Origin of the sequence: Flavobacterium sp., assembly GCF_030146175.1 — a bacterium.
GTDB lineage: Bacteria > Bacteroidota > Bacteroidia > Flavobacteriales > Flavobacteriaceae > Flavobacterium.
In genome coordinates, this window is record NZ_JASLCE010000140.1 from 1 (window position 1) to 25,127 (window position 25,127).

27 protein-coding genes and 1 riboswitch are annotated in these 25,127 nt (G+C 39.0%); of the genes, 20 read left to right on the forward strand and 7 right to left on the reverse strand.

Going from position 1 to position 25,127, the window contains the following annotated elements:
• Window positions 1-3 precede the first annotated feature (3 nt).
• On the reverse strand, window positions 4-546 hold the full coding sequence (locus Q1R07_RS15455; protein ID WP_300492003.1) for a phosphoadenylyl-sulfate reductase: 543 nt from the start codon (window positions 544-546) through the stop codon (window positions 4-6).
• 630 nt (window positions 547-1,176) lie between these two features.
• Window positions 1,177-1,239, forward strand: a riboswitch (Fluoride riboswitch).
• Between the two features lie 37 nt (window positions 1,240-1,276).
• Between Q1R07_RS15455 and Q1R07_RS15460 the strand changes: the two genes are divergently transcribed.
• The 13 genes from Q1R07_RS15460 (at window position 1,277) to Q1R07_RS15520 (ending at window position 14,819) form a co-directional block, all read left to right on the forward strand.
• The gene (locus tag Q1R07_RS15460) at window positions 1,277-2,581 is read left to right on the forward strand and encodes a voltage-gated chloride channel family protein (RefSeq protein WP_300492005.1); all 1,305 of its coding nucleotides are present in this window, start codon (window positions 1,277-1,279) and stop codon (window positions 2,579-2,581) included.
• Window positions 2,582-2,824: 243 nt separating this feature from the next.
• The gene (locus Q1R07_RS15465; RefSeq protein WP_300492007.1) at window positions 2,825-4,225 is read left to right on the forward strand and encodes an anthranilate synthase component I family protein; all 1,401 of its coding nucleotides are present in this window, start codon (window positions 2,825-2,827) and stop codon (window positions 4,223-4,225) included.
• A gap of 41 nt (window positions 4,226-4,266) precedes the next feature.
• Window positions 4,267-4,836: an aminodeoxychorismate/anthranilate synthase component II gene (locus Q1R07_RS15470; protein ID WP_300492009.1), complete on the forward strand. Its 570-nt coding sequence runs from the start codon at window positions 4,267-4,269 to the stop codon at window positions 4,834-4,836.
• A gap of 83 nt (window positions 4,837-4,919) precedes the next feature.
• Complete coding sequence (trpD, locus tag Q1R07_RS15475) at window positions 4,920-5,915, forward strand: anthranilate phosphoribosyltransferase (protein ID WP_300492010.1); 996 nt, start codon at window positions 4,920-4,922, stop codon at window positions 5,913-5,915.
• A 1-nt stretch (window position 5,916) separates the two neighbouring features.
• Window positions 5,917-6,702 carry an indole-3-glycerol phosphate synthase TrpC gene (trpC, locus tag Q1R07_RS15480; protein ID WP_300492012.1) on the forward strand — a complete coding sequence of 262 codons (786 nt, stop codon included), beginning with the start codon at window positions 5,917-5,919 and terminating at the stop codon, window positions 6,700-6,702.
• 2 nt (window positions 6,703-6,704) lie between these two features.
• Complete coding sequence (locus tag Q1R07_RS15485; RefSeq protein WP_300492015.1) at window positions 6,705-7,328, forward strand: phosphoribosylanthranilate isomerase; 624 nt, start codon at window positions 6,705-6,707, stop codon at window positions 7,326-7,328.
• Between the two features lies 1 nt (window position 7,329).
• Window positions 7,330-8,517: a tryptophan synthase subunit beta gene (gene trpB, locus Q1R07_RS15490; RefSeq protein WP_300492017.1), complete on the forward strand. Its 1,188-nt coding sequence runs from the start codon at window positions 7,330-7,332 to the stop codon at window positions 8,515-8,517.
• Between the two features lie 24 nt (window positions 8,518-8,541).
• Window positions 8,542-9,303 (forward strand): tryptophan synthase subunit alpha, encoded by a 762-nt coding sequence (gene trpA / locus Q1R07_RS15495; protein WP_300492019.1) that lies wholly within the window; start codon window positions 8,542-8,544, stop codon window positions 9,301-9,303.
• A gap of 364 nt (window positions 9,304-9,667) precedes the next feature.
• On the forward strand, window positions 9,668-10,291 hold the full coding sequence (locus Q1R07_RS15500) for a TetR family transcriptional regulator (protein ID WP_300492021.1): 624 nt from the start codon (window positions 9,668-9,670) through the stop codon (window positions 10,289-10,291).
• Window positions 10,281-11,603, forward strand: a complete 1,323-nt coding sequence (locus Q1R07_RS15505) for a TolC family protein (RefSeq protein ID WP_300492022.1) — start codon at window positions 10,281-10,283, stop codon at window positions 11,601-11,603. Before Q1R07_RS15500 ends, Q1R07_RS15505 begins: the two co-directional genes overlap by 11 nt.
• A 20-nt stretch (window positions 11,604-11,623) precedes the next feature.
• Window positions 11,624-12,703: an HlyD family secretion protein gene (locus Q1R07_RS15510; protein WP_300492025.1), complete on the forward strand. Its 1,080-nt coding sequence runs from the start codon at window positions 11,624-11,626 to the stop codon at window positions 12,701-12,703.
• A 1-nt stretch (window position 12,704) separates the two neighbouring features.
• Window positions 12,705-14,288, forward strand: a complete 1,584-nt coding sequence (locus Q1R07_RS15515; protein ID WP_300492027.1) for an MDR family MFS transporter — start codon at window positions 12,705-12,707, stop codon at window positions 14,286-14,288.
• A 180-nt stretch (window positions 14,289-14,468) separates the two neighbouring features.
• Window positions 14,469-14,819, forward strand: coding sequence for a hypothetical protein (locus Q1R07_RS15520; RefSeq protein ID WP_136401809.1), 351 nt, complete (start codon window positions 14,469-14,471; stop codon window positions 14,817-14,819).
• A gap of 33 nt (window positions 14,820-14,852) precedes the next feature.
• On the opposite strand, the gene Q1R07_RS15525 is transcribed toward Q1R07_RS15520, so the two are convergent.
• The 5 genes from Q1R07_RS15525 to Q1R07_RS15545 form a co-directional block, all read right to left on the reverse strand.
• Window positions 14,853-15,311: a hypothetical protein gene (locus Q1R07_RS15525; RefSeq protein ID WP_300492030.1), complete on the reverse strand. Its 459-nt coding sequence runs from the start codon at window positions 15,309-15,311 to the stop codon at window positions 14,853-14,855.
• Window positions 15,312-15,331: 20 nt separating this feature from the next.
• Window positions 15,332-15,763 (reverse strand): META domain-containing protein, encoded by a 432-nt coding sequence (locus Q1R07_RS15530; protein ID WP_300492032.1) that lies wholly within the window; start codon window positions 15,761-15,763, stop codon window positions 15,332-15,334.
• Between the two features lie 80 nt (window positions 15,764-15,843).
• Window positions 15,844-16,602: a peroxide stress protein YaaA gene (yaaA, locus tag Q1R07_RS15535; RefSeq protein ID WP_300492035.1), complete on the reverse strand. Its 759-nt coding sequence runs from the start codon at window positions 16,600-16,602 to the stop codon at window positions 15,844-15,846.
• Between the two features lie 88 nt (window positions 16,603-16,690).
• On the reverse strand, window positions 16,691-17,068 hold the full coding sequence (locus Q1R07_RS15540) for a hypothetical protein (RefSeq protein WP_300492037.1): 378 nt from the start codon (window positions 17,066-17,068) through the stop codon (window positions 16,691-16,693).
• Window positions 17,069-17,229: 161 nt separating this feature from the next.
• On the reverse strand, window positions 17,230-18,231 hold the full coding sequence (locus Q1R07_RS15545; RefSeq protein ID WP_300492039.1) for a metal-dependent hydrolase: 1,002 nt from the start codon (window positions 18,229-18,231) through the stop codon (window positions 17,230-17,232).
• A 190-nt stretch (window positions 18,232-18,421) separates the two neighbouring features.
• Between Q1R07_RS15545 and Q1R07_RS15550 the strand changes: the two genes are divergently transcribed.
• The 4 genes from Q1R07_RS15550 (at window position 18,422) to Q1R07_RS15565 (ending at window position 20,852) form a co-directional block, all read left to right on the forward strand.
• Window positions 18,422-18,775, forward strand: coding sequence for a hypothetical protein (locus Q1R07_RS15550; RefSeq protein WP_300492042.1), 354 nt, complete (start codon window positions 18,422-18,424; stop codon window positions 18,773-18,775).
• A gap of 4 nt (window positions 18,776-18,779) precedes the next feature.
• Entirely contained in the window at window positions 18,780-19,889 is a 1,110-nt protein-coding gene (locus tag Q1R07_RS15555) for a hypothetical protein (protein ID WP_300492044.1), read from the forward strand.
• Window positions 19,890-20,014: 125 nt separating this feature from the next.
• The gene (locus tag Q1R07_RS15560) at window positions 20,015-20,284 is read left to right on the forward strand and encodes a hypothetical protein (RefSeq protein ID WP_300492046.1); all 270 of its coding nucleotides are present in this window, start codon (window positions 20,015-20,017) and stop codon (window positions 20,282-20,284) included.
• A complete protein-coding gene (locus Q1R07_RS15565; RefSeq protein WP_300492048.1) occupies window positions 20,268-20,852 on the forward strand; it encodes a hypothetical protein in 585 nt (194 codons plus the stop codon). Before Q1R07_RS15560 ends, Q1R07_RS15565 begins: the two co-directional genes overlap by 17 nt.
• A gap of 113 nt (window positions 20,853-20,965) precedes the next feature.
• Here the strand turns inward: Q1R07_RS15565 and Q1R07_RS15570 are convergent, their stop codons facing one another.
• A complete protein-coding gene (locus Q1R07_RS15570; RefSeq protein WP_300492051.1) occupies window positions 20,966-21,541 on the reverse strand; it encodes an inclusion body family protein in 576 nt (191 codons plus the stop codon).
• A 288-nt stretch (window positions 21,542-21,829) separates the two neighbouring features.
• Here Q1R07_RS15570 and Q1R07_RS15575 point away from each other — a divergent pair, with 288 nt between their 5' ends.
• From Q1R07_RS15575 to eptA, 3 genes are all read left to right on the forward strand, one after another.
• A complete protein-coding gene (locus Q1R07_RS15575; RefSeq protein WP_300492054.1) occupies window positions 21,830-22,261 on the forward strand; it encodes a PepSY-like domain-containing protein in 432 nt (143 codons plus the stop codon).
• A gap of 454 nt (window positions 22,262-22,715) precedes the next feature.
• Entirely contained in the window at window positions 22,716-23,543 is an 828-nt protein-coding gene (locus Q1R07_RS15580) for a phosphatase PAP2 family protein (protein WP_300492056.1), read from the forward strand.
• Entirely contained in the window at window positions 23,530-25,053 is a 1,524-nt protein-coding gene (gene eptA / locus Q1R07_RS15585; RefSeq protein WP_300492058.1) for a phosphoethanolamine--lipid A transferase EptA, read from the forward strand. Before Q1R07_RS15580 ends, eptA begins: the two co-directional genes overlap by 14 nt.
• The last annotated feature ends 74 nt before the right edge of the window (window positions 25,054-25,127 follow it).

Sequence of the window (25,127 nt, forward strand, 5' to 3'; positions counted from 1 at the left end):
GTTTTATTCGGCGTAGTTTTTCACTTCCTGAGACGTCCAGTGCAAAAGCGGAATGTATTTGTACAACTGGTAATGCGCGTCCCATTGTACGATTTCCAGATTGTTACGGTTCGCCGAGTGATCGGCGCGAAGCCCGGTTATCCAAACCGTTGCTCCGCTTAAAGCACGTTGCAATGGTTCTACTTTACGGATATGGCAACATTGTTTGCGTAATTCCGTGCTTCCGTAAAAAGCGTTGATTCCTTGTTCTTCCACAAATTTTTCCAGGTGATTTTGCTCCGGATAATAGGTTTTTATCTTTTTACCATACTGCAACAAGGTCTTATCCCAAGTCGCATAGGTTTCCGGAAATAAACGACCGGTATCGAGGGTAAAGACTTCCACATTGTCCAGGTTCTGAGCAAAAATGGCATCGGTAATCAATTGGTCTTCCATACCAAAACTGGTTGAAAACACTATTTTACCAGTAGTATTTTCAGACAAAAATGCCAGGCTTTCCCTTAGGTTTTTTCCTTGTTTTAGTGAACTGATTGTTGTTTCTTCCATGTTTATTTTGTTTGTTTTTTAAAAATCGGGTATAAAAAAAGCCTCTTGGGAACAAGAGGCTTATCAACAGGTACTATTATCTTACAGCAACTAATACGACAGACGGCCTCTTGCGAAGTTTCGCATACAACAACACATCATCATCATACAAACTGCAGCTGTTGTTTTTTTAGTGATATAAGTTGTTGTTTTGGTCATTTTTATCTGAAATTATTTTTGTAAGTTTTATTTTTTGTTTGGATTGGGATCAAAAAAAACTCCCCAATTGCTTGAGGAGTTTACTGATATTTGAAAATGTTTTACCGACATTAACGAATAGCAAGGCTCCTCTCATTAACTGAGCAGCACATACACATCGCCATAGATAAAACCGAATTTGTCATCGAAATCATTTGTTTTGATGTTGCAAACTTATAACATTTTTTAAATATTCACCAAATAAAAAAATATTTTTTGAAATTAATTTTTCGCAGCCGAAACCTAAAAAAACGAACCACAACTGATAAAAACACAATAAATACGGTTATTCGCCCTGTTTTTATCAGAAATAAAACACAAAATTGATTGTTGTTTATTTCAAAATCATTCCGGTTTACTATCCGATAAAAATTTATCCTTATCTTTGTTCCGATTAATTATGGCAATGATGTCTGCCTTGAACCGCTTTAAAAAGCTGATGACGTCTGTAACACGGCTTATGCCGGTATAGATGTATGTAATCAAGACAATTATGGACAACACTTTTTTCAGACGACACATTGCAGCCTTTCCGCAACTTCCCTTGCTTTTATTTCTAATTCGTTGGTCGGTATTGGCCATCATTATTGGTGTGCTTATCGGTTCATTATCGGCTTTTTTCCTGACGGCACTCGATTGGGTCACGGTTTACAGAGAACAGCATTTTTGGATTATAGCGTTGTTACCACTAGCCGGACTACTTATCGGATTAAGCTATCATTATTGGGGCGAAAACGTTGTAAAAGGCAATAATTTACTGCTCGAAGAATTCCATTCTCCCAAAAAAGTGATTCCGTTTCGTATGGTACCATTGGTCTTAGCCGGAACATTACTCACCCATTTATTTGGTGGATCGGCCGGACGCGAAGGAACAGCGGTGCAAATGGGCGGTGCCATAGCCGATCGTATTTCCCATTGGTTCGGACTTAAAAAAGAAGACCGTAAAATTATATTGATCATGGGAATCAGTGCCGGTTTTGCCTCGGTATTCGGAACGCCATTGGCCGGTGCGGTTTTTGCGTTGGAGGTTATGATTTTAGGCCGTATCCGATATGAAGCCATTTTACCCGGTTTTTTAGTCGCTGCAATTGCACATTATACCTGTCTGGCCTGGCATGTAAACCATACGCACTATTCTATTCCTTATGTTCCGGAACTGAGTCCGCAAGCCATAGCCTGGACTGTATTTACCGGAATTGTCTTTGGTCTTACGGCCTTACTCTTTTCTAAAACCACGCATTTTTGGAGCCATCAGTTTAAAGTCCGAATCCAATTTCCGCCTTTACGCCCTTTTGTTGGCGGTATTGTGATAGCATTGGCGGTATATGCCATTGGCACAACGCAGTATATCGGGTTGGGAATACCAACTATCCAGGCTGCTTTTGATTCCAATTTAGCCTCCTATGACTTTATCGCAAAACTGCTGTTTACCGCATTTACCCTTGGTGCCGGTTTTAAAGGCGGCGAAGTAACGCCGCTATTTTTTATCGGAGCCACCTTAGGAAATGCGCTATTCTGGTTTGTTCCGTTGCCTATGGCTTTACTGGCCGGAATGGGATTTGTTGCGGTTTTTTCGGGTGCCACGAATACGCCTATTGCCTGTACGTTAATGGGTCTTGAACTATTTGGAGTCGAAAGCGGGATTTATATTGCGATTGCCTGTGTAACGGCCTATCTGTTTTCCGGACATACCGGTATTTATTCGGCACAAATCATAGGCAGTCCGAAACATCAATTTTATCTCCGTTTAAAAGGCAAGCCTTTATCCGAAGCAAAAAACATCACTAAACACCTATAAAACAATACCTTAAAAAATATTTTTTATTTTTTTTCAATAAAAGACTTGTTTAATTGAAAATGATTTTTATACCTTTGTAACATAATTCACAACAATGAACACATTTTATAACAATACTTGGTGGTGGAATTCCTTACGTCGAACATCGTGAGCGATACCTCCTATCTGTATTTTTAAAATCAAAAATAGATAAAGGCCTGTCATCACGACAGGCCTTTTTTGTTGCATTAAAATTTCGTTACCATGAAAAAATTTCACCTACATACCCAATACAAACAAATCCTTGCCGACACAATTACACCGGTAAGCATTTATCTGAAAATCCGCGATAAATTCCCGAACAGCCTCTTACTGGAAAGCAGTGATTATCAAGCCAATAATAACAGTTTTTCGTATATCTGTTGCAATCCGATTGCCAGTATTAAAGTGGAAAATGAAACGATCGTACAAAGCTTTCCCGACGGTACCGTAAATCAAAATGCCATTATCCATCCAACGGATGTCATCACCGCGGTACAGGATTTTGCAGCCCGCTTTGAATCGGAAAACCACGGATTTAAGTTTATCAACAACGGTTTGTTCGGGTATATTTCCTATGATGCCGTACGTTATTTTGAAAAACTGACACTAACAAAAAAACAGGGCGATCTACAAATTCCGGATTTGTATTATGCCGTATATCAAAACATTATCGCGATCAATCATTTTAAAAACGAAGCGTATATTTTTAGTCATAGTGTCGACAATCAGAACAATATTCCGGAAATTGAACAATTGCTTTTTTCGAAAAATTTTGCCAGTTATGCCTTTGATACCGAAGGCGATGTGCTTTCCAACCTGACCGATTCCGAGTTTAAACAACAGGTTGCACGCGCCAAACAACACTGTTTCCGCGGGGATGTTTTTCAACTCGTATTATCCCGTCGTTTTTCTCAGGCTTTTAAAGGGGATGAATTCAACGTTTATCGCGCTTTACGCAGTATCAACCCATCGCCTTACCTGTTCTTTTTCGATTATGGCGATTTTAAAATCATGGGATCATCGCCGGAAGCACAATTAGTCGTACACAACCGGAAAGCCGAAATCCATCCGATAGCTGGAACATTTAAGCGAACCGGAAACGACGAAACGGATAGTATGCTGGCCCGACAATTATCGGAAGATCCAAAAGAAAACAGCGAACATGTGATGCTGGTCGATCTGGCGCGCAACGATTTAAGCCGAAACGGTCGTGATGTACAGGTCGAAAAATACCGTGAAGTGCAATTTTTCTCCCATGTTATCCATCTGGTTTCCAAAGTTACTGGGAAATTACACGACAAAACTACGACAATGCAGACCGTTGCCGCGACGTTTCCAGCCGGTACTTTGAGCGGTGCGCCCAAGCATAAAGCCATGCAGCTCATAGAAAGCATTGAAAACACGTCACGGAATTTTTACGGCGGTGCTATTGGATTTATGGATTTTGACGGTAACTTTAATCACGCAATTATGATCCGTACCTTTTTAAGTAAAAATCATCAATTACATTATCAGGCCGGAGCCGGAATTGTATCCGATTCGTCTGAAGAAAACGAAATGCAGGAGGTTTACAACAAGCTTGGCGCTCTTACCAAAGCTTTGGAATTGGCCACCACTATTTAACCCGAAATAAAATAAAAACAGAACCCAAAATAAAGCATCCGATGAAAAAGATAGTAATCATAGACAATTACGACAGTTTTACCTATAATCTGGTTCATTACCTGGAAGATCTCGACTGTTCCGTAACGGTTTTCCGCAATGATGAATTCCTGATCGACGAACTGAAAGACTTCGACAAAATCGTATTGTCGCCCGGTCCCGGGATTCCGGAAGAAGCCGGCTTACTAAAAGAAGTCATCCGAACGTATGCGGCTACTAAAAGTATTTTGGGCGTATGCCTTGGTCAACAGGCTATTGGCGAGGTATTTGGTGGAAGCTTGATCAACCTTGAAAAAGTATACCACGGAGTCGCAACTCCGGTTACCATCACGGTTGACGATGAACCACTGTTTAACGGATTAAACAAAAACATACAGGTGGGACGTTATCATTCGTGGGTGATCAACCCTGAGGATTTTCCGATCGACCTAGAAATCACTTCGGTAGACGATAACGGTCAGATCATGTCACTCCGCCATAAAACATTTGATGTAAAAGGCGTGCAATACCATCCGGAAAGCGTACTTACACCAGATGGAAAAAGCATCCTCCAAAACTGGTTAAACAGCTAGTTTACACTAACATATCATTTTATTACTAACCCTTTCTGGAGCCAATTCGCTTTAAGATACAGCCCTTATTATCTCTAAAAATCATGAAAACAATATTAAACAGACTGATCAATCAGGAAATCCTGAGCCGCGAAGAAGCCCGGGATATTCTGGTCAATATTTCCAACGGCGCATACAATCCGAGTCAGATCGCCAGCTTTTTAACCGTCTATATGATGCGAAATATTACCATCGATGAACTGGCCGGATTTCGGGATGCTTTATTAAGCCTTTGCATCCCGGTTGATTTATCGGCTTACAACACCATTGATCTGTGTGGAACAGGTGGCGACGGAAAAGACACTTTTAATATATCGACCCTGGCATCTTTTATTGTGGCCGGTTCCGGAACAAAAGTGGCCAAACACGGAAATTATGGTGTTTCCTCCATATCCGGTTCCAGTAATGTCATGGAAAATCTGGGGATCCGTTTTAGTAGCGACGCCGGTTTTTTACAACAATGTATCGAAGAAGCCAATATTTGTATTTTACATGCGCCGCTATTTCATCCGGCGATGAAAAATGTTGGCGGCATCCGAAAGGAACTGGCTGTAAAAACCTTTTTTAATATGTTGGGTCCCATGGTAAATCCATCGTTTCCTAAAAACCAGATGGTGGGCGTTTTTAATCTGGAACTCGCCCGAATGTATGCCTATTTATACCAGAATACGCCGATCAATTTTACCATTTTAAACAGCCTCGACGGTTATGATGAAGTATCCCTAACCGGGAATACCAAACTGATTTCCAATCGCAGTGAACAAATACTAAAACCCGACGATTTTAACGTAAGTCGCCTGGATCCGGATGCTATAAAAGGCGGAACGACCGTAACCGAATCGGCACAACTTTTTCTGGACATTATTTCCGGAAAAGGAACCGAAGCGCAAAACAATGTGGTTTGTGCCAATGCCGCGATTGCTCTTGTTACGGTAAATCAAATGAGTATAGCGGACGGATTTGCTATGGCTATGGAAAGTTTGCAATCCGGTAAAGCCCTTGAAAAATTAAACAAATTACAACAATTAAGTTCCCGTTAAGATGCACATTTTAGATCAAATTATAGCCGACAAGCACAAAGAAGTTGCTTTAAAAAAGAGCCTTATTCCTGAAACCCAACTCGAAGCTTCGGTTTTGTTCGAGCGTACCGTTTATTCTTTAAGTCAAAATTTGAAAAACAGTCCGACGGGAATTATCGCAGAACACAAACGTCGTTCTCCGTCAAAAGCAGTGATCAATACTAGTTATACGGTGGACGATGTTGTAAAAAGTTACGAAATAGCCGGAGCCAGTGGTATTTCGGTATTAACCGATGGGAAATATTTTGGCGGTTCTCTGGACGATTTGGTACTCGCAAGAGCCTCGGTTGGCCTTCCGTTATTGCGAAAAGAGTTTATTATCGACCCCTATCAGATTCTGGAAGCCAAAGCCTACGGAGCCGATGTTATCCTATTGATAGCAGCCGTTTTGTCGCGTGCGGAAATCAAAACACTATCCGAATTTGCGCAACAGATTGGTTTGGAAGTACTGTTGGAAATTCACAACGAAGCGGAACTTGAAAAAAGTCTGATGCCAAGTCTGAATATGATTGGTGTTAACAATCGAAACTTAAAAACTTTTGAAGTAAACCTCGAATATAGTAAGACACTGGCCAGTCGGATTCCGGATGATTTTGTAAAAATTTCAGAAAGTGGAATCAGTACGACAACAGCCGTAAAAGACCTTCGGAATTATGGCTATCAAGGTTTCCTGATTGGGGAAAATTTTATGAAAAGTAATGATTTAGGTAATAGCATTAAAATTTTTATAAATCAGTTAGCTGAATAGTCATGAAAAAATCATTTCGAATCAAAATATGTGGGATGAAATATGCGGAGAATATTACTGCGATAGCGGCCTTACAACCGGACTATATGGGCTTTATTTTCTATAAAAAATCCGCCCGATTTTATAACGACACCCTTCCGGAAATTCCGAAGACAATTAAAAAAACCGGTGTTTTTGTTGATGCCGATAGCGCAACCATTCTGGAAACCATCGAACGCTACCAATTACAAGCCGTACAATTACACGGATCGGAAACACCCGAATTATGTACCGCCATTCGAAATGCGTCAGATGTGGAAATCATCAAGACTTTTTCGATCGACACTACTTTCGATTTCCGGAAACTAGAAGATTATGAATCCGTTTGCGATTACTACCTGTTCGACACCAAAGGAAAATTACCCGGCGGAAACGGTTTCCCTTTTGACTGGACACTTTTGAAGAACTACCCTTCCTTAAAACCTTATTTTTTAAGTGGTGGAATTGCTATTGATCACATCAAGACAATACCAAAAACAGGACTAAAACCCTATGCTATAGATATTAACAGCAAATTTGAAACAGCACCCGGCCTAAAAGACATACCCCTATGTAAACAGGCTATTGTAACCCTAAAAAACAATTAAAATGAATACAACCTACCACGCAAACGAACAAGGCTATTACGGCGAATTTGGCGGAGCGTTTATCCCGGAAATGCTCTATCCGAATGTAGAAGAACTGCGTCAACGCTATTTAGCTATCATGGAAGAACCTGCATTTCAGTCGGAATTCCTGGCATTATTAACCGATTATGTAGGTCGTCCCACACCACTCTATTTTGCCGAACGCCTTTCGAAAAAGTACAACACCCGAATCTATCTGAAGCGCGAAGACCTATGTCATACCGGAGCACATAAGATCAACAACACTATTGGACAGGTTTTATTAGCCAAGCGACTGGGTAAAAAACGGATTATAGCCGAAACCGGCGCAGGTCAGCATGGCGTTGCTACGGCTACTGTTTGTGCTTTAATGGGCTTGGAATGTATTGTTTATATGGGCGAAATCGACATCCAGCGTCAGGCGCCAAATGTCGCCCGGATGAAAATGCTCGGTGCCGAAGTACGCCCGGCCACTTCCGGTTCGAAAACCTTAAAAGATGCTACAAATGAAGCCATCCGCGACTGGATCAACAATCCCGTAGACACCTATTATATTATCGGTTCGGTGGTTGGGCCGCATCCGTATCCGGATATGGTTGCTCGTTTTCAAAGTGTTATTTCAGCCGAAATTCAAACCCAGTTGTTCGAAAAAGAAGGGCGTAAAAATCCGGATTATGTAATTGCCTGCGTAGGCGGTGGTAGTAATGCAGCCGGTGCTTTTTATCATTTTCTGGATGATGCCAACGTACGACTTATCGCTGTGGAAGCCGCCGGAAAGGGAATTGATTCCGGAGAAAGTGCCGCGACTTCGGCTTTAGGTAAAACCGGTATCATTCACGGAAGCAAAACCTTATTAATGCAATCCGATGACGGTCAGATTACCGAACCCTATTCTATTTCGGCAGGATTGGACTATCCCGGTGTAGGTCCGTTACACGCGCATTTATTTACAAGTGGTCGCGCCGAATTTGCTGCCGCTACCGATAACGAAGCCATGCAAGCCGGACTGGAACTTTGTAAAACCGAAGGGATCATTCCGGCCATCGAAAGTGCTCATGCCTTAGCCGTATTGGAACAGCGACCATTCGGAGTCAACGATATTGTTGTGATCAATCTTTCTGGTCGTGGCGATAAAGACTTAAATACCTATATCTCTTATTTCGGATTATAAATTGTATTAGTAAAAAAACAGATTATGAATCGCATCACTCAAAAACTACAGGAAGACAAAAAAATCCTTTCCCTATATTTTACCGCCGGTTATCCAGATTTAAACGACACGGTTCCGATTATCCAATCCCTTGAAAAAAGCGGTGTGGATATGATTGAAATCGGTTTACCGTTTAGCGACCCATTGGCAGACGGACCAACTATTCAGGCCAGTTCGACCGAGGCGTTAGAAAACGGAATGACTACCGAACGTTTATTCGAACAACTCAAAGACATTCGGAAAACGGTTCAGATTCCGTTATTGATCATGGGCTATTTTAACCCAATATTGCAATATGGCATTGCTAATTTTTGTCGGAAATGTGCCGAAATAGGCATCGACGGATTGATCATTCCTGATCTTCCCATTGCCGTTTATGAAACCGACTATCAGGCTATTTTTGAGCAAAATGGCTTACTGAATATTTTTCTAATCACCCCACAAACATCCGAAGGACGTATCCGACATATCGACAAAATCTCCAGCGGATTTATCTATATGGTGAGTAGCGCAAGTGTCACCGGAAGTCAAAATTCCTTTGGAAAAGATCAGGAAAATTATTTTAAAAAGATTGCCGGAATGAATTTAAAAAATCCGCAGATTGTCGGATTTGGCATTGGTAATCGGGAGACGTTTTTACAGGCGACACAACATCAAAAAGGCGCGATAATTGGTAGTGCTTTTGTAAATTTTCTAAAAAATAATCCGATTGAAAGCATTCCTAATTTTATCAAAACTATAGTTTAAATAAAGAATACCAAACCACTCATTTAAAAACAGTTAAACTAAAAACATAGATTTTATCTATTACAATAAATTTCGGGTTTTAACGTATACAATTGGCAACTTTAGTGTTGCCTTTTTTATTGCATTGGAAGTTTGTAAAAATAGAAAAATAAATCAAATCTACAGCATTTTCAAGGTTCTTTATATTCCCATTCAAAATTCAAAATTTAAAATTCATCATTTAAAATAATCGCTATCTTCCCTCTTTTTTCCAGCCTCTTTCTTCTCATTTATTTAAGTTAAAATAACGTTAAAATAAAACTAAACAAACGTTTAATTTAAACAAGTGTTTAATTTTGTACTCGCATTTCAAACCAATTATGTGATGTCTGAATTTAATGATAAACAACACGAGATTCTGCTGGTTGCAGAACGGTTGTTTTCCGAACATGGTTTTGATGGAACTTCTGTCAGAGACATAGCCAAAGCGGCCAATATAAATGTAGCGATGATCTCCTACTATTTTGGCTCAAAAGAAAAACTACTGGAAGCCCTTATAATTGCACGTATAGCCGGTTTACGCCTTCAGATTGAAAACTTACACAAAGAAGCCCTTTCCCCTTTTGAAAAGATCGATAAACTAATTGAACTGTACATCACCCGTATCAACAAAAATAAAGGGATGTATCAGATCATTCATTTTGAAATCAGTTCCAAAAAAAGAGAGATCAACTGTGAGTCCTTTAACGAAGTGAAGCGCTATAATCTGGAAGCCTTACGAGACATTATTGAGGAAGGACAGGAAAAAGGTGTTTTTAAACCCAATATTAACATCACGATGATTCCACCGACCGTAATGGGTACTTTTTTCCATTTCCAGATGAACCGTACGTTTTATACGGAATTATTAGAACTCGACACCGAGGAAAAATATGATCATTATATCAAAAACGATTTAACAAAACACATACAAAAAACCATTAAAGCACTTTTAACCTATGAAGAATAGTTCCCTCTGGTTGGGCGCCTTCTTTCTATTTGGTGTTTTCTCTACTGAAGCTCAGGAGAAGAAAATGGCATTGGAAGAAGCAATCCAACTGGCTATGACACAAAGTACCGAGGCAAAAATGGCCGATACCAAAGTGGCCACCAAAGCATTCGAAATGCAATCGGTAAAAAACCGTCAATACCCCGACTTAAAAGTCAGCGGACAATATCAGCGTCTGACCAACGCCGATGTGAACCTGAAAATTGGCGGTGGTGGTGAAGAAGGATCCAGTGCGGCACCAAAGGTAAACCAGTTAATGCTCGGACAAGCAAGCGCGTCGGTACCCTTGTTTGCCGGATTTAAAATCCAAAACAACATCAAGGTAGCCGAAAACCTGTATCAGGCAGAACAATACACGGCCAAAAACACCAAAGAACAATTAGCTCTTGATGTAGTAAAACTTTATGTAAACCTATACAAAGCACAGGAAAGCACACAATTAATAACCGAAAACATTAAGAGTGCCGAACAACGCGTAAAGGATTTTAAAGCGATGGAAGCCAATGGTCTGATTGCCCGAAACGATTTATTAAAAGCGCAATTACAGGTATCCAATTATAAAATTGCTTTGGAAGATGCGAAGAAAAATGTAAGCACGATTAACTTCCAATTGGCTACTTTATTAAAATTACCGGAAAGCACTCAAATCGTTCCGAATGCTGCTGTTTTTGATAAAAACAACATTTTGAATGCTACCGCAGAAGACGCATTAAGCGGACGAAATGATTTGGAAGCCATTCGTTCCCAACAAAAAGCTGCCGATGCCAATGTAAAAATCGCTCAGGCCAATTACTATCCGTCGATCTCTCTGATGGGAGGTTATATCGCTCTGGATCTTCAGAATGTGATGACCGTTACCAACGCGATGAACTTTGGTGTTGGTCTTTCGTATGATCTGACTTCTATTTTCAAAAACGGGAAAGAAGTAAAAGCAGCGAAAAGTAAAGCACACGAAGCAGAACAGGTTGTAGAAATGATGACCGACCGCGTAAAAGTGGAAAACCAGCAGGCAAACGAAAACTACCAACTGGCTTTAAAACAAAACAAAGTATACCAGGAAGCGGTTGAGCAGGCTACCGAAAACTACCGTATCGTAAAAGATAAATACGACAACGGCTTGTCGGATACCAACGATTTACTGGAAGCCGACGTAGAGCAACTTCAGTCTAAAATCAACCTGGCCTACTCCAAAGCCAATAGTATCGAAAAATACTATACCGCATTGGCGGCCGGAGGTAAATTAACCTCATCCCTAACCCTTACCAAAAACTAATATTAATTTCTGTAAAGATCATGGAAAAGAAACCATCAAATAAAAAATTCATCATTGTTCTGGGAACACTAGTTATTCTGGGTTCGGTATACGGAATATTCAAATATATGCACGCTCAGTCTCACGAGGAGACCGACGATGCGCAGATCGAAAAAAACATGAACCCTATTATACCACGTGTATCGGGGTATGTAGCGAAAGTATATGTAAAAGACAATGATTTCGTTAAAAAAGGCGACACGCTTTTTGTAATCGACAACAAAGATTATCTGGTACGTGTAGAAGAAGCTAAAGCGGCTTTAGCCAGTGCCGAAAGCTCTTTTGAAGTGAGCAAAGCTGATGTAAGTGCTTCTGCAGCCAATATTTCAATTTCCGATGCGACAATTCAGTCCAATGTAGGGAATATCGATGCGGCAAAAATCCGTTTGGGTCGTGCTAAAAATGATTTCGAGCGTTATGAAAACCTGTATAAAAACCACTCGATCACCAAACAGCAATACGAACAGGCTTTAGCAGCCAAACAAGAAGCTGAAAAACAGGTTGAAGTATTACAACAACAACGCAATGCCAGTGCACACCAACGTGATGCTGTGGTTTCTAAAACGAATGTAGCCAACAAACAAACATCGGTTGCTGCTGCTAATATCAAAAAAGCACAGGCATCCTTGGAAGCAGCCGAATTGAATTTAGGCTATACCGTAGTTACTGCTGCTATTGACGGTCAGGTTTCGAATATTGACATTCAACCGGGACAAATGGTACAACCGGGACAATCGTTATTCTATATCATCAACAATCAGGAAACATGGGTTGTGGCAAACTTTAAAGAAACGCAGTTAAACAAAATGCGTGAAGGTCAGAAAGTAATCATCGTAGTTGATGCCTATCCGGATACCAAATTCGAAGGAGAAGTAAATTCATTTTCACCGGCAACCGGAGCGCGTTTTTCAATCCTTCCTCCGGACAATGCAACGGGTAACTTCGTAAAAACGATCCAACGTCTACCGGTAAAAATCAAATTAACGCCAAGCAACGATCCTGAAAAAGTAAAATTATTACGTCCGGGAATGAACGTAGAAGTTGACGTACACGTAAAATAATATGGAAGCAGCCGGAGAAGATAATTTAGTAGAATATGGCTTTCGAAGAGTCATCATCACAATCACCGCGGTACTTTGTGCCCTATTGGAGATTGTCGATACTACTATCGTAAACGTAGCCTTAAACGACATGAGAGGTAGTTTAGGGGCTACACTTACCGATGTTGCCTGGGTGATCACGGCCTATGCGATTGCAAACGTAATCGTAATCCCGATGACCAGCTGGTTGTCGCAACAATTCGGTCGAAGAAACTATTTTGCAGCCTCCATTATTATCTTTACCATTTCCTCTTTTCTTTGTGGTAATGCCTCCAATATATGGGAGTTGGTAGCCTTCCGTTTTATCCAGGGTATGGGTGGTGGTGCCTTATTGGTAACCGCTCAGACCATTATTACGGAAAGTTATCCCGCAGCCAAACGAGGAATGGCACAGGCAATTTATGGTATGGGTGTGATTGTGGGACCTACTTTAGGTCCGCCATTAGGAGGTTATCTGGTTGATAATTTTTCATGGCCGTATATTTTCTATATCAATATTCCATTGGGAATCATCGCAACCCTATTGACCCTTTCGTTTGTAAAGAGTCCGAAATATGGTGAAAAATTAAAAGCCAATCAGGTCGATTGGTGGGGCATTGTGTTCCTGTCGTCCTTTATCGGTTCCCTACAGTTTGTTTTGGAACACGGGCAACAAGACGACTGGTTCGCCGATCCGATCATTGTAACCCTTAGTGTTGTTTCATTCTTCGGATTATTACTGTTTATCTGGCGACAGCTAACCTATAAATATCCGATTGTAAACTTACGCGTATTACAGGATCGAAACCTTCGGGTAGGAACCATTATGTGTTTTATTCTTGGATTCGGATTATACGGTTCCACGTTTATTATCCCGATCTATACGCAGTCTATTTTAGGATGGACGGCTACAGATGCCGGTTTATTATTGATTCCGAGTTCGATTATGACCGGATTTATGATGCCAATCATTGGCCGATTAATCCAGAAAGGCGTACCGCAATCGTATATGGTTGCCACCGGATTCCTGTTGTTCTTTATTTTTACCTTCTGGATGCACAATGTGATCACTCCGGATACCGGAACCGAACATATGTTCTGGCCGTTAATCCTTAGAGGTGTTGGTTTGGGATTATTATTCGTACCAATTACCACGTTGGCACTGTCGACTTTAAAAGGGAAAAATATTGGAGAAGGAGCCGCTTTTACCGGAATGATGCGTCAGTTGGGTGGTTCGTTCGGTATTGCGATCATTACGACTTTTATAGCCCGTTTTACGCAGTCGCACCGCGTGGATCTGATCGCCAATTTAGACGGTTCCAAATTCGAAGTGCAACAACGTATTCAGCAATTGCAAATGGGATTTATGTCGAAAGGATTTAGCAGTAGCGAAGCACTGGACAAAGCCCATAAAGCCATCGAACTGTCGGTTATGAAACAGAGTACGGTATTATCGTATATGGACGTTTTTATGTACCTGGGAATCCTCTTCCTGATCTGTGTACCGTTTGTACTATTGATCAAGAAAGGCTCCGGCGGTAAAGTAGACATGTCGAATGTTCATTAATTTTAAATAAGGTTATTTAATTTGTTATAAAACTCCGGAAATACTTCCGGAGTTTTTTTATGGTATTATGCTTGCGTTATAAAAACGTTTTCTCCTTTTAATTGTATTAAAAAATCCGTATTTTTACAGTATAGCAACTATTTGATTTTAAAATAGTTATTAACCCTAAAAAAACTTACCATGGGATTATTCAGCAACTCCGAGAAGAAAATCATTGAAGAATTCAGCCGGAAAAGTGAAGACCGCTGCAATGATATCGAAAAAGAAATAAACGAACTGTTGGAGGATTTAAAATCCGAATACGAAGAAAACCGAGGTGTCGTATACGAATTCAAAGATTACGTTACAGAACTCAGTAATAAATTAAGTCCGGAAGACATCAACCGGTTAATGGATTTTTCATTGCGTCTGAGCCGCATAAAACGATGTGCTAAAAAAGGAGTTGAAGCCTTACGCGAAATCTCCCGCGATCAGAAAAAAATGACCCGCGAAACCCTACGCGATTACGAAGAATATTTCTATATGCATTAAAATAAAAAATCCCGACAGATCGTCGGGATTTTTTTATTTCTTACAGTCCACTTTAGCGAGTGGCATACCGGAATTAAACACGAGTTTGTCCGGGTTTTTAAATGTTACGGCTCCGTTTTTTTCTTCCACTTCGCCATAACCTTCTATTAAAGTCTTATCCTTAACCTGAAAAGCGATTTCCCGTTTGCTTTCCATTCCTTCCGAAGTAAAGGTATAGGTTGCAATCAACACATCGTCTTTAATCGTACCGCTAAAGGTTCCGGTATTGGAATCTTTTTCGCTATAGGCATATTCCAGATTACCGGTAACGGCATTGGCTTCTTTTTTGAGGTGCATATAGATGGTATTCCCGTCTTTGCGGTATTCATAGCATTCTTCCTGCACCGTAGGTACCATGTCGATGTCGCTATCCGTCGTTTTTTCTTTATCCGAATTTTTCTTACACGCCACAGTCAAAGCCAGAAGCGCAAAAACAAATGCTATTTTCCTCATCTCTTTCTTTTTAAAGTCGTTTACGATTTCTTTTTAAAACGCATGGCTACGATATCATCCATTAGCAACACGAGTTTTCCGTCGGGAGTCACATCATATTTAGTAACTTTCTGCATCATATCCAGAAAACGACGCTCTCCTTCTCCTTCACAAAAGCGCATGGTCATGGCTTTTGGAGCTTCAATCGCAATACTGTTCGGTTCTTTTGTGGTATAACGGGTTGAAAACGGATTACAACTGCTATTTCCATTTGCCTCTCCGGTTTTGGTAAACGACAATTGCGGTTTCGTGTCCGGATATAATCCTTCGAAAGCAATACGCACACCGGTGATGTATTCCAGTTCCCAGCCATTGGCCGTTAGTTTATCATAGGCTGCAGCATTTTTTGTGCATTTACAGCCGGCTACTACCAGAAGCAGTGTTAGCCCTAAAATAAAGGATACTTTTTTCATAAATACAACGTTTTGGTTCCTTAAAATTACGAAAATTCTGTTAAAAACAATTGTAATCGCTTTATTTATACTGATTTGAATTAGCGCGTAAACACCAGGGTATTGCCTTTACTCAGATTCGCATCATATTGATACCCTTCGTAATTAAACCCTTTCAGATCGTCGATTGTCTGTGCATCGGTATCGATAATATAGCGCACCATCATACCTCTCGCCTTTTTGGCAAAGAAGCTGATCATTTTTAGTTTTCCATCTTTATAATCTTTAAATTCAGGAGTGATAACGGGTACTTTCAGCGCTTTTTTATCTACAGCCGAAAAATATTCGTTGCTGGCCAAATTAATAAACAGCTCGTCTTTTTTAAGTTCGCTGTTTAGTGCTTTTGTAATTTTTGGCTTCCAGAATTCATATAAATCGTTGCTTTTTCCCACCGGAAGTTTGGTTCCCATCTCCAGTCGGTACGGTTGTATCAGATCCAATGGTTTTAATAATCCGTATAAACCGGAAAGAATTCGCAACTTTTCTTCCAAAACGGGTAATTTTTCCGCCGGTAACGAATAGGCATCCAATCCAACATATACATCACCATTAAAAGCATATACCGCAGGTCGGGCGTTTTCAGGTGTAAATGGCGTGGCCCACTTCTGGTTGCGTTGCCAGTTAAGATCGGCCAGTTTTTCGGAAATATCCATCAATTCCGAAAGTTGTTTCGGTTTCTTTTTTTTCAATACGCGATGTACCGTATTGGCTTCTTTTAAAAAGGATGCTTCCGTATAATGACTTGTTGGTAGTGTCGATTCAAAATCCAGTGATTTGGCTGGAGATATTACAATTTTCATGGCAATTTATTTAAGGAACTCAAAAATACGAATTCCGCTTTTAAAATGCCCTACGCCAAAATGGATAGTTTCGATACCAATATCGGATTTATTTATTAAAGCCATCTTCCAGTGTCATATCGTTCCATAAATACCGTTTTGAAAAACAATGTCCATATCGAATCAGTAAAATGGTAACCACCAATAGTAGTATTTCCAAAAGTATTGCCATCGGTTTTCCTTCTATTATATAAAAAACGATCAGATTTATTATTTTATAAATAGTGAGCCAATACCCGGTAACATAAGTGTATGGCAACAGAATAAACACTGTTGCAATCAGTGACAACCATCCTAAAATCACACAATAATCGTCCGAAATAATGATAGCTACCAATTGCTCCGGTTCTCCTAACAACCAATAGGCATCCCATAAATTTTTAACCACTATCGCTACAACCAATAGTATGTTTACTATTTTTAACATAGTATTCCACATCGTTTACATTCCTTTCTTTTAAGCATTTAAACAAATGATAAACAGGGTACTATAAAGATGTACTAAAAATGTTATATAATGTCTTTACTGACTTATTTGTATAGCAAAATAGTCGTTAAGTCTATCGTTAAAAAAGAGAAATGCAGTGTTTAATTTCCCTGAATTCTTTTCCAGAGTTGTCGTAGTAACAACATTCCTTCCTGTCTGGTTTTTGGTACTTCCTGAGTTTGAAATCCGTTTTTGGAAGGTAGCAGTTCATAACTAAATGCAAACTGCGGATTGGTTTCATTTCGGTTGAGTAATCCGAAACGCAAATCGTTAAAATACAGCTTTCCATCTTTTTCCGTAACGGTATATTTTCCTTCCGACAAAGCGATCAGGCGCTGGATTGTTTTATCTTTTATAAAACCGTCTAACAACTCCTGATTTTTAGGATAACGCTTAAAAGTGATTGGTTTAGTATCCAAAAAGGAATAGTCTCCGATCCAATAATCTGTTTTGGTTTCTGCCGTAGCCGTCCAGAGAATGGTGTTTAAGGGTGTCGGTTTGGTTTCGAGTTGCAGCACTTCCATTCCCGAAAGGGTGAGTGCCTGTTGAAATTTATAATACGTAACGCCTTTTAACACCAATGTCAGCATAAGATAAGCCGAGCTAATTTTAAGTCCGCGGTTGTTCCATAGCGTCCGACTGTAATCGGTACGGGCTTTCCGCATAGCCATGATCAAACAAAACAGGAACGGAAGTGTATATAATGGATCCACTACAAAAATGGAGCGGAAAGCCAATTTATTAGCCATTGGCCATAATAACTGTGTTCCCCAGGTTGTAAAGGCATCCAATAAAGCATGGGTAAACAAAGCCCAGAAAACCAGACTGGCTCCATTCATCACGGAAACTTTGCTTTCCTTTTCCCTTCGGGCAATAAGCCAACCGAGAAACGGTGACAAAAGGATAAAAAACAGTACGGAATGACTAAATCCTCTATGAATTTCGACAGCAGATAACGGATCTAAAAATAGTCCGATCACGACATCCAAATCCGGAATTGTACCGGCAATAGCACCATACAACATCGCGCGATTCCCAATTTTCCGACCGAGAATCTTTTCGCCAACGGCCGCTCCGAGTACAATCTGTGTTACTGAATCCATGCGGCAAAGATACGGTGAATGCCAATGGGGAACAAACCCTTTTCGGATATCCTGATCGTTGATTTTTAATCTCCTACCGGAATAATTCGGTCAACGTACTGTAAAAAAACATCAAAGATTACGTAAAAACACTAATACCTGCCTAATACAAATACTTTACCTTTATCAATCAACTACAAATCAAATAATTATGAAAACAATCAGTATTCCCGAAGGCGCTCAGGTAAAACTACAGGCCGTCATCAGTTCCGATGCCATTGTGGCAACCAACATTAGTTTCAATGACGTTATTGTCAGACAAAGTAAACTGTATAAATTCAGCATCGATCTTGGTGACATTAGTGCATTGGACAATAAAGAAATGTCTATCGTTTCTTCTTTTTTTGTTCCCGCTGGTAGTAATATCACTCCTATTTTTAATACTACACAGGTAGCATACACTTTAATTTACAATGATCAACGTTTTGAAATGACCGTTGAAAAACAGAAAATTACCCCTAGTTTTTTTATTGCCTATGCCTATATCAAAATTGTAAAATCATAAGCAGATGAAAAAAAATTACGTAATCCTCCTATTGCTTATCGGTAATTACTGGTATGCTAATGCCCAAACCGATGTAGAACTAAGTCAGTTTCAGATGTCCAATATCACGAGTCCGGCATTCCAATTATTGGAAGAAACCGTTACCGATGTTTATACACCGGAAAATGTAAAAGCTTTGGCGTTACATGTCCAAAACAATTTTGGTGAAAGTCTGGCCATTGAAGTCGCTCCTTATTTTTTTATCAACACCAAAAGTAAAAGCCGAACCTATTATAAATACATTGGCGTTACCAAAGAAAACGATGTTTTAAAACAAAATCCATTTAGCGGACTCAATACAACAACGCTCTCTTTTGCTTATTTAAAAAAAGATTTTAAGAATATTGTCGGAGATAATGATCGTAAAACTTTTTCTATTGGTATACGAACGACGCTATTGCGCTTTTTTGATAAAGAACAGATTTACAACAATGCCGAAAAAATTGCCGACGAATTGTTAAAACTCCCTTCACCACCTATGCAGATTTTGACCATGGAGGAAGGACCGAAAAAAGAGGAGGCTTTTAAAAAATTCTACCTGGAGCAACAAAAAATTGAAGAGCGCTTTAAACCCTTTCAAAAAACAATCAAGCCAATTTTTAAACTGGATGCAGCATTGGCCTACAGCAATCTTTTTAAAGAAAACTCCACCGATAGCGGCACGGTGAGTCGTTTTGGTTCCTGGTTAACCGGAGAATTCAATCTGATTTTAAACGAAGACGACGAGAAAAGCACTACCAACAACTATATGAGTGTTTTGGCAATCGCCCGTTATATTGAAGACGGTTTTAATATGGAAGTAGCCGATACCTATACAACCAGTTATTATCGGGATTTTGGCGGTAAAGTCAATTTTGAGTTTGGAAAATTTACGTTCGGATACGAATATGTGAAACGTAATGGAAGTATTAGCAGTGAACGATCCGTTGGTAATATCAGTTTTGCGTTGGATAAAAACATTAGTCTGACCGGAGGTTTCGGAAAAGATTTTCAGGTAACGGATAACCTTTTGGCTTTATTTGGAATCAATTGGGGACTCAACCTAGGCAATACATCCGCTTCCGTCGCAAAATAATTAAAGCTATTCGGTTTGTCAATTTTTACAGTCATATCAATAACCATAAGCAAATAACGAGGTCATATTACATAATAACCCGCTCCTTTAATCCCTCGTTACGGCTTTTTAAAATCATAATACAAATGGGAAAAATAGAAGAAGTTCAGAAACTTGTAGACACCTTTAAAATGGAACGGATGATCTACGTAATACTAACAACCTTATCGGCCGTTTCCTTGGTTGGAATTGGAATTTATGTCGCATTGGTCGAAAAAAACTATGCCAGTTTTGTTGCCCTTCTGGTACCAACGGGTACTTTAACACTATGTATATTCCGGGTGTTAAAAATGTGGGATGATGCCTTAAAATATATTTCTAATGTAAAACCTGAAAACGATGAACAACCTAACTAAAAAAACACGGTACCTACCTATAATTGGTATTGCCCTGACTCTTATCGGCTATTTGTTTATTTCCTTTCAGACCTATTCACTAAACGAAAGGAAAAAAAACCTTCTAAATGACATTGCAGAACTGGAAACCATTAAAAGCCGGTTAACCAACTCATTAAAAATAAAAGACACTATTATTACGATTCAGGACAAAATTATTGCCCAATCTTCTGATAGCACGATAGCCAAAAAAGAAAAGCTTTTAAAAGAAACGATCGAAACCCACTTTATTAAAGTTGATAAAAAAGAGGCAAATAGCGAACAGGCTCAAAAATTCGAAGCCGACGGGTTCCGTTATTTACTTGATAAAGATGTCAACAATGCCATTAGTGCTTTCCGAAAAAGTGAAAATGCCTATAACGGATTCCATCAGGTATATGAAATTGCGGTGTATCTTAACAAAAATAAAAGCAAACTGTCGGATGCTAATTCCGAATTCTGGAAAGAAACCTACCGTAAAATTCTAACCGATTTCAGTTGGAGAATGCCCGAAGATGTGAAACAAAAATTAACCGCGGCAAGTAATTAAAGTATTAAACAAATACGCACCTGTTGCATCAAAATAGAAATGGCTATCAAAAACTAGGTTTCGGATAGCCATTTTAATTTCTTCAGTTTGGGGCTGAATTTTGTAATCATGTATTATTTAACAATAATTCTTGGATCCCAAACGAAGTAACCGAATAATTTCATGTTGCCCGATGCTCTGTCCAGCGTATAAAGGGCAAAACTAACATTGTAGTCTTCGGTTCCAGGCTTGATCACATCAGCCTGATAAAACCAATAACTCATTCCGCTAACCTGTTGAATCGGAAGCGGCGATGCACCAACAGAAGGTTGCACTCCGGTTGCAGTAAATACTTTCGAGGTGAAAGGGCCAAATACATCCGTACCTCCAAATTTCTGAATGTTATAGATGATAACCGCATTGTTAAAGTTATCATATTCCGATACGGCATTAAATCGGACAACGTCGCCGGAAACGGCATTGATCTCTAAATCTGCTGTTCCACTTCCTTTGCTTCCCGTTAAATTTGAAGCTACCATATACTGATATTGGTGACCAATACCGGTTGGTTTTGTCGAGTCAGTACTTCCACCTTTCGGATAATCATTTATAATCTTATCCGTGTCGATGATTACCTGAATGTTGGTAATCAAGGCGACATTACTTAATGCCGCTTCTAACTCCTGTGCGTTTTTTAATTCTGCATCCATTTTGATAAAATTTAAAGTTTTGTCTACTCATTTTTCCAGTTTTTCGACTTCCGCTGGTATTGTATTTCCAATCAAAATTACAATAACACACAGTAGTTAAACAGGGTATAAATACCTGATTTTAAATATTTTACAATTAAATAACACACTTTTACAAATACAATTGGATAATTTCTTACGTACTAAAACCTGCTTTTTATTGCTGTGTTTTAAAAAAGGAATTGTCGTTCAGAATTTCTTCTAAATTGAGTTGCAAGTTTGTTCTTCAACTTTTAAAAATTTAAAGACATGAAAAAGATGTTGTTTTTTATATTGGCTACAGCGGCAAGTATTTCCCTGGCCAATGCACAGAAAATATCGGACAAAGAAGTTCCGTCAGCAGTTAAATCGGCCTTACAAAAAAATTACCCCAATGCGCCCCATTTGAAATGGGAAAAAGAAAAAGCCAATTATGAGGCGGAATTTAAGATGGCACAAGAGGACTATTCCGTACTGCTTGACGCCTCCGGGAAAATCGTTGAAACAGAAATTGAAATAAATGTAACTACCCTACCCGCAAATATCAAAACCTATATTGCGAAAAACTTCCCCGGGAAAAAGATTAAGGAAGCGGCAAAAATTACCGATGCCAAAGGTGCACTTACATATGAAGCAGAAGTCGATGGAAAAGATTTGCTATTTGATAGTTCCGGTACATTCCTAAAAGCGGTTAACCACTAAACACTTTTTATAATTGGGCTGTTTTTGCCTTTGTGACTGACCATCCGCTTCAAAACAGCTCAATTTTATTGATCAATACTTTTGTTTGCCATCCGGGTTCTTTCAATTTCAACAAAATTCGGAGCTACGCAATGTAAAGTTATTGGTACCTCAAGTCTAAAGTAAACAAATTGTTAACACAGCATCTTATGAATTTATTGATATTCATGGCATATCAGGGCTTTCTATCCAATTGTTTTTAAAGACTATATCATTTTACATCAAGAAATAGTAAACAATTATGTCTTCCAAATTTATTCAGCATTGTATTTCTACTTTTACGCCATGAAAATCCCCAGCGCTATTTTTTACATTCTAACCTCAGATTCCGATAAATTTTGATATGTCGAGTATCCCAAAGTATAAATACATCTGTATCTAACTGAACAACAAATCGTTTAAATAAAAATATAGAATGAACACAAAAATTAGTACTAATTATTCAAAGCTTCGGGTATTTCTGTTTCTTTTACCGCTATTTCTTTTAATTACAATTGTTTTATTTCTATATCAACAGCATGCTTTATCGATCAGTAGCTATACAAAAATCCAACAGGATAGCTTCTTTTTTATTAATCATCATTTGGGGATCTACCCCAATCTTCAATTTAATCTGACTCAATTTGGAGATTGTCTGATTTCATTGTCGCTTTTAAGTATTTTTATTGTGTATGCTCCCAAAATATGGGAAGCTTTTTTATCGGCGTCGCTTATTTCTTGCCTAATCACCCGCGTCTTAAAAAGTTTATTTGCTGTACCGAGACCGGCCGCAATGATTGATCATTCTAAATTTATTATCACCGGAGAAATACTATCGGGTAACAACAGTCTACCTTCGGGACATTCCATCACTATTTTTACCGCGCATACCATTTTGATGTTTGCCTTTATGCCCAAAAAGCTAAGTCATAAAATCATATGGTTTTTCCTAGCCATTTTTATCGGATTGATTCTTGTTTTTACCCGTGTTGGCGTGGGCGCACATTATCCGATAGATGTCATTGTGGGGAGTATTATTGGTTATATTTCGGGGCTTTTAGGTATTTTTATAAGTCGGAAATATAAAATTTGGGCATGGGTTAATGATAAAAAATATTATCCTATTTTTATTGTATTGTTCCTGATTTGTGCAGTTGTACTGATCAACCGAATCATTCATGAGAATTTGATAATATTCTATTTGTCTTTGATTTGCTTACTTTTTTCCACATACAAAATCATTAAAGTTTATGTTCAGAAATAATGTGACCCTGACTCGTTTTGTTTTACTAATGAGTTTTATAACTTTTTTATTTTTTCATTACCCTTTTTTCGCCTTTGTTTGTAATAATGTCGAGTATAAAAGTCTGAACGGCATACTATTAATTGTCAGCTTGATAATTATAATGCTGGTCGCCAATGCTTTTGTGTATTACCTGATCTTTTCCCTTTCCCGTTATGTCGGAAAATTTTTATTGGTCGTAACCTTTATTTGTAATGCTATTGCGGTTTATTTTATCAATACCTACAATGTTATAATAGACGAAAGTATGATTGGTAACGTACTCAATACCAATTATACGGAATCGAGCAGTTATTTTTCGATCAAATTGGTATTCTATTTGCTTTTTCTGGCGATACTTCCAAGTATTTATATCATAAAAGTAAAGCTAACCAGCGTTCCGGTAAAGAAATTTTTAATCACTGCGTCACTTAGTCTGGTATTTATTCTGGCGTTAGCATTTGCAAATGCGAGCAATTGGTTGTGGATTGATAAAAATTCAAAAACATTGGGCGGCCTTGCGATGCCCTGGTCGTATAGCGTAAATATGTCTCTTTTTTATATTCATAAACAGAAACAAAACGAAAAAGAAATTCTGTTACCCGATGCCACAATAAAAGACACTAAAAAATCGGTTGTCGTTTTAGTAATAGGCGAATCGGCAAGAAGTCAGAATTTTTCTTTATATGGCTATGGTAAAAACACCAATCCGCTCCTGTCGCAAACGCCAAATGTTTTTCATTTTGACGCTACTTCCTGTGCAACCTACACCACTGCTGGCGTAAAATGTATTCTGGAACATACCAATACGGACGATTTGTATGAGATTTTACCCAATTATTTATTCCGAAATCATGTCGATGTTGTTTGGAGAACTTCCAACTGGGGAGAGCCACCCGTTCATATTAAAGAGTATCAAAAAAGAGAACAACTCGCCCCGGATTGCCAAGGTGATCCATGCAATTACGATGAAATGCTTCTAACTGGCCTAAAAGAACGAATCGAAGCCAGTACGAGTAATAAAGTATTTATTGTGTTACACACCAGTACGAGTCACGGGCCGACTTATAGTCAAAAATACCCGGCTCAATTCGAAAAGTTTAAACCGGTTTGCAACAGCGTTGAATTAGGAAATTGTTCGAAAGAGGAACTGATCAATGCCTATGATAATACAATTGTTTATACCGATTATATTCTTTATAAAGTAATTGAAAATCTAAAACAGTTAAAAGATTATAACAGTACGATGCTATTTGTTTCGGATCATGGCGAATCGTTGGGCGAAAAGAATTTATACATGCACGGATTACCGTTAAGCCTCGCTCCAAAGGAACAATATGATATTCCTTTTATCGTTTGGGTATCGGATGGTTCCAAACAGCTCAAACCTAATAAAACGGTATCCCAAAACCATGTTTTTCACAGTGTTTTACATTTTCTGGGAATACAGAGTCCGGTTTATGACGAAAGTCTGAATATTTATAAAGATTAATTGGAAATCGTTGTCTCACTTTTCAAAAAAATTGTGGTACAACGATCTTTTTCAAGCTAGAAAAGCTGATATGA